The organism is Cellulomonas sp. Leaf334 (assembly GCF_001424195.1).
GTDB lineage: Bacteria > Actinomycetota > Actinomycetes > Actinomycetales > Cellulomonadaceae > Cellulomonas.
Genome location: NZ_LMOO01000007.1, coordinates 143,633 through 156,405, shown reverse-complemented (window position 1 = coordinate 156,405; position 12,773 = coordinate 143,633). Strand labels below are relative to the sequence as shown.

Annotated in this window: 7 protein-coding genes; 5 read left to right on the top strand and 2 right to left on the bottom strand. The window is 70.0% G+C overall.

Features of this window, described 5'->3' with window-relative positions:
* Positions 1-12 precede the first annotated feature (12 nt).
* The gene (locus tag ASF78_RS17150) at positions 13-1,311 is read right to left on the bottom strand and encodes an ABC transporter substrate-binding protein (RefSeq protein WP_056592256.1); all 1,299 of its coding nucleotides are present in this window, start codon (positions 1,309-1,311) and stop codon (positions 13-15) included.
* A 40-nt stretch (positions 1,312-1,351) separates the two neighbouring features.
* Entirely contained in the window at positions 1,352-3,013 is a 1,662-nt protein-coding gene (locus ASF78_RS17145) for a glycoside hydrolase family 13 protein (protein WP_056592254.1), read from the bottom strand.
* 97 nt (positions 3,014-3,110) lie between these two features.
* Here ASF78_RS17145 and ASF78_RS17140 point away from each other — a divergent pair, with 97 nt between their 5' ends.
* The 5 genes from ASF78_RS17140 to ASF78_RS17120 all read left to right on the top strand — a co-directional run bounded on the left by ASF78_RS17140 (position 3,111) and on the right by ASF78_RS17120 (position 12,772).
* Positions 3,111-4,301: an ROK family transcriptional regulator gene (locus ASF78_RS17140; protein WP_162243372.1), complete on the top strand. Its 1,191-nt coding sequence runs from the start codon at positions 3,111-3,113 to the stop codon at positions 4,299-4,301.
* 116 nt (positions 4,302-4,417) lie between these two features.
* On the top strand, positions 4,418-5,443 hold the full coding sequence (locus ASF78_RS17135; protein ID WP_156374205.1) for a hypothetical protein: 1,026 nt from the start codon (positions 4,418-4,420) through the stop codon (positions 5,441-5,443).
* 360 nt (positions 5,444-5,803) lie between these two features.
* Positions 5,804-7,852 (top strand): caspase family protein, encoded by a 2,049-nt coding sequence (locus tag ASF78_RS17130; RefSeq protein WP_056592248.1) that lies wholly within the window; start codon positions 5,804-5,806, stop codon positions 7,850-7,852.
* Positions 7,849-11,457 carry an FHIPEP family type III secretion protein gene (locus ASF78_RS17125; protein WP_056592245.1) on the top strand — a complete coding sequence of 1,203 codons (3,609 nt, stop codon included), beginning with the start codon at positions 7,849-7,851 and terminating at the stop codon, positions 11,455-11,457. The genes ASF78_RS17130 and ASF78_RS17125 overlap by 4 nt, the downstream gene beginning before the upstream one ends.
* Entirely contained in the window at positions 11,447-12,772 is a 1,326-nt protein-coding gene (locus tag ASF78_RS17120; RefSeq protein WP_056592241.1) for an FHIPEP family type III secretion protein, read from the top strand. Before ASF78_RS17125 ends, ASF78_RS17120 begins: the two co-directional genes overlap by 11 nt.
* Position 12,773: the final 1 nt, after the last annotated feature.

Here is a 12,773-nt window from a genome sequence, read left to right as displayed (position 1 = left end):
AGGTCGAGGTCGTCAGGAACGGAAGGCCAGGCGCCGCCAGTCGGCGTCGAGGGTCCGTAGGACCGGCTCCGGGTCCGCGCCGGTGGCGAGGGACTGCGTGTAGTTCTGCAGCGGGATCGACTGCGGGACCAGCTGGGACGCGCCGAGGTAGAAGGCGGCGCGGTCGTAGTACTCCTTCAGCTCCACCAGCGTGTCGTTGGTGACCGGGGCCGCGTCCTTCGTCACGCCGAAGCCCAGCGCCTGCGCGTTGTAGGCGTCGATGATCTCGGGCTGCATGAGGAAGGCCAGGAACTCGCGCGCCGCCTCCTTCTTCGTGGAGCCCTCAGGGATCCACAGCGCGAGGTCGATGTTGACCCGCACCTTGCGGTCCGCTGGGTCGTCCGTCATCGGCAGGGGGAACGCGCCGACGTCGAGGTCCGGGTTCGACTTCGCGATCTCCCCGATCGCCCACGGGCCCTGCAGGTACATGGCCGCCTCGCCGTTCGCGAACGCGACGTTCCCGTCCCCGTAGCCGCGGCTCTCGGCGTTGTCCTGCGAGTACGGGACGAGCTCCTGCATCTGCTGCACCGGCGCGAGGAACTGCTTCTCGAAGGACATCGGCGAGTCGGGACCGACGTCGTCGCCCTGCTTCTTGAGCTGGGTGAAGAACTCCGTGGTGTCGACCGTGCCACCGACCGAGTAGTCGAAGTGGCCCTGCGCGATCGTCCATGGGTCCTTGAACGTGCTGTAGAACGGCGTGACCCCTGCGGCTGCGAGCGTCTCGCACACGGCGAGGAGCTCGTCCCAGGTGGTCGGGACCGTCAGGTCGTGCTCCGCGAAGATCTGCCGGTTGTAGAGCACCGCCGCTGCCATGAGCGAGTACGGGATCACGCTGGTGCGGTCCGGGTAGGTGGCCGTGACGTCGATCAGCGGCTTGAGCTCGTCGAGGATCCGGTCGGCCTCGGGCATGTCGCCGAGGTCGCTGAGCGCTCCCCGCTCGACGTAGCGGGAGACCTCGAAGTTGTAGTTGAGGCAGCCGATGTCGGGCGGGGACTCCCGGACGAACGTCCCGGCCAGGTTGGAGGCGGCGTCGTGACGGACCCGCACGCGGGACTGGGTCTGGTGGAACTGGTCGATGAGCTCGTCGAAGTACCCGATCACCTCCGGCTTCGACTGGTAGAAGACGATCTCCGTCGGGCCCGAGCCCCCGGGACTGCGGGCGCACGACGCGAGAGCGAGGCTCGCGCCCGCGACCCCGATGCCGCGGAGGAAGTCGCGTCGGCCCAGCTGTGCCGACATGAGGGGGGACATCGAGGGGGAACTGGACGTCATGCCTTCGCCTCCGTTGGTCGAAGTCACCGGCGGGTGCCGGTCAGTCGTCGTGCGGGTGGTCCTGCAGCAGCCAGACGGTCGCCTCCGCCGGCACCTCTCGCCCCTCGACGGGAGCGCTGGACACGATCACGGAGCCGGCCGGCATCGGCGCCGGCGAGCTCCCGAAGTTCGTGACGGACGTCCAGCCGCCGGGCCGCCGGAAGGCGACGACCGTCGGGTGTGGCGACGCGAGCCACTCCAGAGACTCCTCGGTCTGCAGGCGGCGCCTCTCGGCGAGAGCCCGTCGGTAGAAGCTCAGGGTCGACTCGTCGTCGGTCTCCTGGTGCTCGACGGCGAAGCGACCGAAGTCGGCTGGGACCGGGAGGTGCGCGAGCTGGTCGCCGAAGCCGAGCGTCGGTCCGTGCGACGTCCACGGCAGGGGGACCCGGCAGCCGTCGCGACCCTTCTGCTCGCCGCCGGACCGGAGGAACGTCGGGTCCTGGAGGACGTCCGCGGGCAGGTCGGCCACCTCGGGCAGGCCCAGCTCCTCGCCCTGGTAGAGGTACGCGGAGCCGGGGAGGGCCAGGGCGAGCAGGGTCGCCGCGCGTGCCCGGCGCAGACCGCGGGCCTCGTCCGGCCGCGGGTCCGCCCCGTCGCCGGTCAGCCACGCGGCCAGGTCGGTCCCGTCCGGCAGCGCGTACCGCGTGGCGTGCCGCACCACGTCGTGGTTGGAGAGCACCCACGTCGACGACGCCCCGGACTCCCGGGCGAGCGCGAGGTTCTTGTCGATGATCCCCGTGAACGCCGCCGCGTCCCACCCGGCCTCGAGGAGGTCGAAGTTGAACGCCTGGCCGAGCCCGTCGGGGGAGGCGTAGCGGGAGCGCCGGTGAGCGGGCACCCACGCCTCCGCGACCGCGGTGCGCGGCGGGTCGTACCGGTTGAACAGCCGGCGCCACTCGCGGTAGATGTCGTGCACCTCGTCGCGGTCCTCGAGCGGGTGGGCCCCACCCCAGATGTCGGCCTCGAGGTCCGCCTGGCTCGCGAGAGGCTCGGTGAGGTCCTTGGCGAGCGCGTGCGCGACGTCGATGCGGAACCCGTCGACACCCCGGTCGGCCCAGAACTTCAGGGTCGTGAGGAACTCCTGGCGCACCTCGTCGTCGGCCCAGTTGAGGTCGGGCTGCTCCGGGGCGAACAGGTGCAGGTACCACTCGCCGTCGCCGACGGGCTCCCACGCCGGGCCGCCGAACGTGGAGGTCCAGTCGCTCGGCGGGAGCTCGCCGTGCTCGCCGCGGCCCGGCCGGAAGATGTAGCGCTCGCGGGCCCGGGAGCCTGGCGGGGAGTCGAGAGCCTCCCGGAACCACACGTGCCGGTTGGACGTGTGGTTCGGGACGATGTCGACGATGAGCCGGATGCCCGCACCGTGGAGAGCGGCGCGGAGCTCGTCGAACTGCTCCAGCGTGCCGATGCGCGGGTCGACGTCGCGGTAGTCGTCGACGTCGTAGCCGCCGTCGGCCAGCGCCGACGGGTAGAACGGGCTCAGCCACACCGCGTCGACGCCCAGCCCGCGCAGGTAGGGCACCTTGCCGGTGATCCCGGGCAGGTCGCCGATGCCGTCGCCGTTCGAGTCGGCGAAGCTGCGCGGGTAGACCTGGTAGACGACCGCCTGCCGCCACCAGGCCGGGTCCTGCGCGGACGTCTTCTCGAGCTCCGACAGAGCGGTCACGCGTTCCTCCGGACGAGTTGATGTAGGGCTTAAATTTAAGTGCTGGCACTAGAGTGACGCTGTCGACGGAGGAGGTCAAGAGGTGGTCCCGGTTCCCGTGTCGTCGCGTCACCTTCGCGACGCCAGTGCGCGGCTCGTCCTCGACCACCTGTGGGACGCCGGCGACGTCAACGGCTCAGCACTGATCGAGGCCACCGGGCTCTCACGCGCGACCGTGCACGGCGTCTGCGACGAGCTCATCGAGCAGGGCTGGGCCACCGAGCTCGAGAGCCTGCGAGCCCCCGACCACCGCAACGGACGCCCGGCCCGCCGCTACGCCTTCGACGCGCGCGCGGGAGTCGTCGTGGGTGTCGACGCAGGTCAGCACCGGATCAGCGCGACCGTCGCGGACCTGCGCGGGGTCACCCTCTCCCGCACGGACCTGCCCGTCTCGCCGAAGGACGGCACCACCTCTCGTCGGCTCGCGCTGATCGAGGAGGGAATCCTCACCGCCCTCGCGGACGCGGACCCCCGGAGCGTGCTGGCCGTGGCCGTCGGTGTGCCCGCCCCCGTGGACCGGGACGGCCGCACCTCGTTCCAGGACAACCCGTTCTGGGAGCTGATGAACCCCGACATCGGCGGGCACCTGCACGACCGCCACGGCTGGACGACCCTGACCGACAACGACGCGAACCTCGCCGCCATGGCCGAGCACTGGCGCGGACACGGCCGCGGAGCGCGCTGCCACGTCACCCTGCTCGCCGGTGAGCGGTTCGGCGCCGGCGTCATCGACGACGGCCGCCTGCTGCGAGGCGCGCACGGCGGCGTGGGCGAGATGCGCTATCTGGACGTCGTCGAAGGTGTGGGCTCAGCCGACGGCATCGCGGCACTCGTGCGTGACGACGCCCTCGCCCAGCTGCGCCGCCTCGACGGGCGCACCGGCTCGTCGCTGCAGGAGCTCGACCCCGCGACGCTGGACGCCGCGAGCGTCTTCGCCGCCGCCCTGGACGAGGACCCGCTCGCCGTCAGTGTCGTCGAGCACGTGGCCGCGCTGCTCACGCGTGTCGTCGCGACGTTCGCGAGCATCTACGACCCCGAGCGCGTCATCATCGCGGGCGCCGTCGCCGAGTCCTGCGAGCCGCTGCTCGAGCTCGTCCGGCACGAGCTCGACCGGTACGTCGACCCCCCGGGCATCGAGGTCCTCGCCTCCCGGTTGGGTCGAGAGATCGTGACTGTCGGGGCCGTGAAGCGCTCCCTCGACCACGTGCGTGAGCACGCGCTGGAGATCGCGCCCGCCGAGCTGCGCTGACCGGTCGCACCCGCCGTCCGCCGGTTTCGCCACAGGTGTATCGACACCTGTCCCCGGGGGTCCTGACGTCATCGGGGTGGACGTGCCGTTCACCAGGGGTCGTGGGGAGCTCGACGATGTTCAAGGCACAGGCGGACAACTACTTCGGCGCTGCGGCGAGCCCGCCGAAGGTCCCACCTGATCCGGTCCCCGTGCCGGACCGGGGTGGGACGCCGCCGACCTTCAGGGGACTCGCGTCGTGGCAGGCCGAGCCCGAGGTGCGCCGGCGCGAGCTGCTCCTCCAGATCGAGGAGCTCAAGGGCGGCATCCCGGCGGAGGTCGTCGCCATGCTCCGCAGGGACCTCGAGGACGTCAGCGGGATGCTGCTCGGACGCGACGACCCGGAGCGCCACTGGACCGCACAGGGACTGCGCGACTGGCTCACGGGCGCCAGGATCGGTGCCGTCTGGCAGACCCTGCACGGCGTGGAACGCGCGCTGGTCATGTTCCGGTCGGGCAAGGACCTCAAGGGCAGCCTCGACGGGATCGTCGCCGACGCGAAGAAGTACCTGCCGACGCACGACCAGTCGGTCACCCAGGTGGCCCTGTGGACACGGGTGGCGCCGAAGGACCTCGACGAGTTCCGCAGCGGGGTGCGGGACCTTCTCGAGCGGACGCACCACGCGTCCGACGAGTTCCACGAGACCGCACGACGCCTGCGCAACGGGATGCTCGGGATCACTCTCCTCACGGTGGCCTCCGTCCTGGCGCTGCTCGCCGTGCAGTGGCGGGTGCCGAGCGTCTGGCTGATCCCGGCGCCGACGGGGTTCACAGGGTCGCCGTGGATGCTGCTCGCGTTCGTGATGGTCGCAGGGTCGCTCGGGGCGTTCATCACGGCGGTGCCGACGACGATCCGGGCCCGGTCGGGCGGGCTCCCGTACCGGCTGCCCATCCAGCAAGGGCTCCTGAAGCTGGCGATCGGTCCGCTGCTCGCGGTCGTCGGGGTGATGTTCGTCGCCGGGGGTCTCGTGGCCGCGACGAAGGCGGAGGGTGTGCCGCAGCTGCTCGCGCTCGCGGTCCTCTTCGGCTCCGCGCAGCAGGCGCTCACGGCCTTCGCCGACAAGAGTGCGGGAGACCTGCTGGCGTCGAAGAACACGGAGTAGTCGCGGTAGCACGTCGATCGGGCGCGCGGTGCCACGGAACGGTCGCGGTACGCGCCGAGACTTCTTGCCGGGGCAGTGCAATGGAATTCCCAACAATTCTCATGGACACGCGGCCCGCCCAGCGGTTTGATATTGGGCATCGTCGAGGGTGGATGCGTCCGCAGTAATGAGGGGCCGACGAGAGTGCATTGTGCTGGGGACGTGCATGTATCGAGTGAGGCGTACAGCACTCCTTCCGTGTGTCACCGTCGAGAGCGGTGGCAGTCGGCGTGACGGCGAGCGTTTCTACTGCAGGGGCGCCATGGACCCGACTGCCACCACCCGACGTCAGCGGTACCGCCAGTTCGGGGGTGGTGAGGGATGGCGCACGACCCGCGCTACCACGCGCTGCTCATCGGAAGTTGGGCGTACGCGGACGACTCGGGTCTGCCGACGCCGCTGAACGGGCCGGAGGCCAACCTCGACGGGCTGATCAAGGCGCTCACCGACGACGACAAGGGATTCTTCGAACCTGACCACGTCGTCGACTGTCGTAACAGCTCCAAATATGAGATCCAAGAAGCGCTGGACGCGCTGAGCCAAAAAGTGACGCGCGACGACTACGTGCTCGTGTACTTCACGGGACACGGGCAACGGCAGCAGTCGAAGCTCTATCTCACGACCGCGGACACCCGGCTCGACAAGCTCGTCACCACCGCCCTGTCGCACTACGAGCTCGACGACAGGATCGTGGAGCTTCCGGCTCGGCACAAGGTGCTCGTTCTCGACTGCTGCTACGCCGCGCCCGCGGGCACCATGGGTAGTGCGCCCGGGACCCTGACGGCCGATCAGGCCAAGGTGATCAACGCCCTGATGACTGGGACCCAGACGGGTGTGGCAAAGCTCTATTCCAGCGGGTTCGACCAGACGGCACCCGCTGCGCCCGACGCCGCCTCGATGAGCCCTTTCACCCAGGCGTTGGTGCATGCTCTGGTCGAGACGGCGGCGTTGCCCGGGGACGACCACGTCACCATCGACGACGTCTATCGAGCGATGAAGAAGGTGGGCTACAAGGGCAGCGAGGACTGGCAGAGGAGCGGCGCAGGGCACGACACCGTTGCCATAGCCCCTCGGCCTACTGCCCCGTTGCAGGAGGTCTCGATCCGGTTCCCGTCGCTCGAGGGGCTGTGCGAGGCGGGCGACGACCCTGAACCCTTGGCGATCGACGTCTCCCGTACGGCGTCGGATCCCGTCCTCCAGAACGTCTCCCAGCTCATCGAACTCGCCGACCGACTGGCCGCCGCTCACGATGAGGACGCCAGCGGCCTGCTCGCGGGGGCTCGGACGTTCGTCGGAGAGCGGCTAGGTCAGAAGATCGGCGACGGGCTTGCGGAGATCGGCGAACCGCCGAGCAACTTCGTCCTCCGGATCCGGCTCGGCGTGGAGCCGGACCTCGACGAGGCCAAGCTCGACCGGGTGGGGGACTACCCGTGGGAGTACCTCCAAGCAGCCAAGGACCATCCGGTGTTCGAGAAGACCATCGCGCTGAACCACCGTGTCGTCGTCGAACGGACAGTTCCGAGCCCGTCGAAGTTCTGGGGGCCGGCCGAGACGATGGACAAGGTGTTGCTCGTCGGCGACTCTCGGGGCTACGACACCGAGTACGCCGACGCCGTCCGAAAAGACCTCGACCGCGTGGGACTGACGGCGGTCAACGGGGTGTGGCACGACATCACAGGGGCACGGCAGTTCCAGGTCGGCTTTCCGTCCGTCGTCGTCCTGAGCCCGCTGCTGCGCTCGACCGTCGTCGAGGGCAAACTCACGCCGGAACTGGAGATCGCTATGGGCGCACTCCCGGGATGGTTCGGGGTCGAGAGGCTCCTCCAGATCCTTCCCCGAGGTGTGGGGCCGGGTCCGGCTCCGGTTCGGGTGATCGTGCTCGAGACGTTCTCGAGGGTCGGTGCCAAGAACCGCGGTGGGATGGTGACCGCGCGGCTGACGACGCAGCTCGCGCGTCGCCTCGCGGAGCGGGGCGTCGGCGACGTCGTCTTCCTGAGTCATCCGCCGCAGTTCCCCGGCTACCCGCGGATCGCACAGGACAGGCGAGACGACTCCGTCCAGACGTTCGTCGGCTACCTGCTGCGGGCGTTGAAGGACGGTCACCCCATCCACCGCGCGATGGAAGGGGCCGTCAGCAGCACGAGCGAGCTGTTCGGCGAGCCTGAGAGGTCGCTAGGAGTGCCCGGCGCGTACGTCATGAGGTATGCCCAGCGCCCGAGCCAGGACGAGCGAGCCCGGTCCCACGGTGACCAAGGGAGAGGTGAGACTTCGGGGAGGGACCATGGCTCGGGAGGTTCCCGAGGCCACCGCACCACACGCGACCACTTTGCCCCGGCGCGGACCAAGCATGACGACGGGAGCCCGTCGTGAGCGTGCAGCTGCGCCCCGTCCGCGAGCTCAGCTACGAGCTGGCGCTGGCGCTGACGGCCGAGCGACCCGACGAAGCTCTCGAGCACTTCCGGATGGCCCTGGACTGGCACGACAGCTCCGAGCCGACCGACGTCGAGGTCTGGTCCGCGATCGGGGACATCCTGCTGCGCGGCGACGACCCGTCTGGCGCGTTTGAGAGCTATGTCGCGGCGACAGCGTCGCAGGTCGGGTCGTCGGCGCCAGCTCAGAAGGCGATGGAGCTGCTCGGACACTATCCGGAGCTCGCAACCCGACACTGGGAGGGCGAGCACCGGATCGCCGTCGCGGTCGAGGTTGTCCCCGAGGTGAGCGCTGCCACGTGCCACCTGCTTGCCCAGGTTCGACGTGGGCGGGGTGATCTGGTCGGCGCCGCCGCGGCCCTCGTGCGGGCATGGGACAGCGATGACGACGCGCGACCGGACGGCATCGCCGCCGAGCTCGTCGAGCTGTGGCTCAACCTGGGGCAGGTCACCGACGCGGCGCGAGTCCTCGAGGTCGCGGACGGGCAGGTGACACCTGCCCTCGTGGCGGAGGTCCGGCTCGCGGAGCGACGGTTCGAAGACGCGGAGACGATCGCTGGACGGCTCGGACCTGAGGGTGGCTACATCTCGGTGCTCGCCGCCATCGGGAGGGGGAAGTCGCCCGAGCCTGACCCAGAGCCTGGCAATCCGGAGGCGGCCTTCGCGGCTGTCGTCGCGCGACTCGTCCGCAAGGAGTACGACCAGGCGTTGGAGGTCCTCGACAGCGCTCGCTGGGGTAGCAGGACCGACCGGGCCGGTGTCGCAGCCCTCCGCGCCCAGATCGTCCTCGAAGGCGCTGGGCACGCAACCAAAGAAGGTGTACCGGCGTTCCAGGCTATCGACGACGCACGAGCTCTGCTGGCGAGCATGGACGGTCAGGGCTTGCTCCGCCATCGGTGGTTGCGTCGGCAAGAGCTTGTACGTGCCGGCGATGAGTGCTTTCAGTACGCCAGGGCGGAGGCGTCCGCAGCGCTCGGCGACGATGTCCAGACTGCTCTGGCACTGGTCGAGGCCTGTACGCGGAGCTCGACGTCCTACACCCAGGACGCCGCCCTGGACGAGCTGCGCGCGACGCTTCTGCTCAGGCTCGCGAGTGATCCGGAGACCGTCGCGGCGGCGTACGAGAGAGCTGCCACCGCCGCCAGCGTCGTGGAGGACGTCGGACGCGCGAAGCGGCACGCGTACGAGGCGATGCGACGAGCCCCCACGGTCGGGCGAGCGGTGATCATGGCAGACCAGACCTGGCGGTACTCCTTCGATGAGGGCGCCCCCCTGGCAGAGCGGACCGCCGCGGTCTCGGCCGCGATCACCCTCTTCACGGGCGCCTTTCCGGGTGGTGATCTGCCGGTGGACGCCGACCCTGATCCTGCGTACTACGGTGGGCTGCTCCACTACCGGCGTGCCGCTCTTGCCCTGGCGGCTGATCCCAGGGCTGCGACCGCCGCGGACTCTTGCCTGGCGGTCCCTCGAGTCCTGGCGGCCGCCCTCGCGAGACCGTCCTCGGCGTGGGAGGCGAGCTGGGCGTCGAGCGTGCTCTCCGCGGTCAACCTCACCGTCGGCTCATGGCTGGCCGCGAGCAAGGCGTTCGAGCTCGCGCAGCAGAAGGATGAAGGCCTTGCCATCGCCGCCGAGGCGGCAATGAGTGCCGCGGCAGACTTCGCGGGGGACAGCGCGTCGTTCGAGCGCGTCGCCGCCGCTTACCTCGACACCGAAGCCGGCAAGGCCAGCCAGTCCTGGGTCACGAGCGTGCGGTACCACCTGGCCCTCCTGGAGGGCCGGATCGAGGACCTCGACGCCTTCGACGGTCTGGAGATGCTGCCCACCGCAGAGAACCCGTTCCTTCAGTACGACGAGGCCGTCGCGGGTGTCCTGAGCGGGCGTGTGGATATCGCGAGCACATGGGCGCTCGTCGAGACGCTCGGCGACTCCGCCACGGAGCGGTCACTGAAAGTGGAGATCCTCCGTCTCACGGAGCGTGTCGATGACGCAGACGCTCTGCTCGACGATGCCGACCGCCTCGACCAGGTGGACGACCTGTCGATCGAGGTGGACCGTGCCTTGAACACCCTCGTGCGGGGTGACGCCGACGCCGAGCAGCGGGTCGTGGCGACCCTCAGGCAGCTGTCGGCTCCCGCGCACGTCCTCGGTGTGCTCAACGTCTCGCTCGCGATGCTGAGACGAACGCTTCCCCGGCTGGGCGCAACGCTGGACCGCCTCGAGCGCGTCGCCCTCGACCGGCTCGAGGAGCTGCGGACGAGCGAGCCATCGGCAGTTGCCGAAGCCGAGCTCCGGCTCCCGGGAAACGCCCCGCAGCGCGATCTGACGCTGCGACTGCTCGAGCTGCTGGAGTCGTTCGAGACTCTTGGACCGGCGGAGCTCCTCGCAGCGGCGTCGGCGCTGGAAACGTTCGAGGCGGAGTGGGACCTCCGCTCGGTCCTCGCGGCGCTGGGCGTGACGCTTCGGGAGCGGGCGGGTGAGGTCCTGCTCGGCCGCGTCACGGAGTCGGCGCGTGCGGGTGCAGCCGCGGACTCCGATCTCCGGCTGGCGAAGGAGATACCGGACTGGCCCGAGAGCCTCGCCGGGCACCTCCAGAGCTCCACGGAGATCCACGAGCTCCGGTCACTGCTCGGGCGCAGTGTTGTGGATCCCGACCTCGCGCGTCGGCTCGATGTCCTGCTCGCCGAGCGGCTCGACCAGGTCATGGGCCTGACGCTCGTCGTCCCGGAGGCTCAGACGTGGCTCAGTCCGACGCCCATCGCCGTCGAGCTCGACGACGCGCTCGTCCCCTTCGTCGACCCCGACCAGGACTCCGGAGGCGACTTCATCGACGTCCGGATCCCCCTCTTCCGCGAGAGGCTCGCCGCAGAGCGGGGTGTCTGGATCAGCGGGATCAGGCTCCGGGGGTCGGGTGGCTCGGGCGCCGGCCTCGTGGTGCGCGTCGACGACGTCGCCGTCTACCGCTGCGAGCTCGACGCGGCCGCTCACGACGTGAAGGCGGACATCTTCACCGCGATCGAGCGTGGGGTTGCTCCGTATCTCGCTCGATTCCTCGGTCCCGACGAGGTCGAGAAGTTGGTCGCCAGGTGGCGGGACCAGGATCCGACGGAGGTTGCGGTCGTCGTGCCCGACGAGACCGCGCTCGTGAGGCTGGCCTGGGTCCTCCAGGATGCGGTCACGGAGGGCGTGGCCATCGCGGACTGGCGCGCGGTCCTCTCCGCGATCACTCGGGCGGGAGGTATCGGCGAACCCGTTGCCGCGCTGGCGACCGCCGTGACGCAGGCAGTGCGGTCCCAGCAGCCGCCGACTGCCGCGACATTCGCGATCCCGCAGCACGTCCTCGCCGGCCTGGAGGGCGAGGGCCGGACGCGGCCAGAGGCGTGGCAGCCGGTGCTCACCTGGATGCGGGACGTCGCTGTCGCCGCAGGTGAACCAGTCGCCTTTGTCGTCGATGACGAGACCCTTCGCGACGATGTCGCAGTCCTGGCCCGCAGCGTGTCCCCGGAGATCGTGACGTACCTGTCGAGCGAGGTGGACCATGGCCGGTGACGTGAAGCTGTGGCTGTCGCCCGTGCTGCGAGAGCTCGTGGCCCCCGTGATGCATGACGCGCCGGAACCCATCCGGCGGTCGGTGGAGGTCGTCGACGAGCCGGGCGACCGGGACGACGACGGGCCCGTCGCGATCGAGTTCGACGGCCGGACTCGGGCTTTCCCCAGGCAGTGGTTCCTCGACGCCCTCGCATACTCGAGCGGTGCGCACCCGCATCTCGACGCCGTGACCGAGGATGCCGAGCATGCTGCGCAGTCAGCCGGACCGGGCGCGACGGTCGCGGCTCTGACCTGGTTGCTCGATGTCGTGACCGGTGACGCCGAGGCCGAGGCGGACGACTCCTCCGCGGGGCACGTGCTCGAGCTTCATGCGACACCCGAGTACCTCGAGCTCCTCAGTACCCGACCCGACTCCGACGTCCGGATCGCCGACAAGCGCCGCTCGCTGTTCGATCTCCTCGGCGTCGTGCTCCCGCCGTTCGGCCTCGTCCCAGACACAAGCCTGACGTCGGCCGGCTACCGGTTTGTCTACGGCTCCGCCAGGACGGTTCCGCGGCTCGGGCTCGTCGCCGATCAGGTGTCGACGTACTGGTGGCACGGGACTTCTGCCGAGCAAGGCTCCGCCGACGATCTCCGCAGCGCGCAGGTCCCGTTCGTGATGCGGAATCGGATACCCGGCGTGGCGCTGCCCACTGCTTTCGCCGCACAGGTCGAGTCGACGGGTTGGTTGACCTGGGACCCGGTCGAGCACCTGCTCCTCGACCTCGGGGTCGTCGTCGACGACTGGGCATGGCGCCTTCAGTCCCAGGACGCGACCGTTCGGCTCCTCGACGAGCTCGCCTCGCAGTACCCGGTCGTCGGCACGAGGGCGAAGCGCCTGGGCGCCGACGTCGTTCACGGGGTGTTCGTCTCGATGCTGCGCGATCACGTTCCCATCCGGAACGTGGCACGCATCGCGCAGCTGGCCCTGCGATACGACGACGTGCGGACCGCGGCGCCCGACCGTGCGACCTACGTCCGATGGGGCATGGCGGAGGAGATCGGCGCGGGTGTTGCCCGGCACTCCGACACTGTGCGAGCCCTGCTCGTGGACCCGGTCCTCGAGGCTGCGCTCGACGCCCGGTTCGCTACGGCGCTGACGAAGGAGCTCGCCGACCTCCCTGCGCACGTCGAGCCGCCGGTTCTGATCACCAGCGACGACCGCCGTGCGGCTGTCGCGGAGTTCCTCCGGGCGCGGATCCCGTCGGTGACGGTCGTCAGTCTCCGGGACCTTCCCGCGCACCTCAACGTGCAGCCGGTCGCTCGGGTCTCGTAGA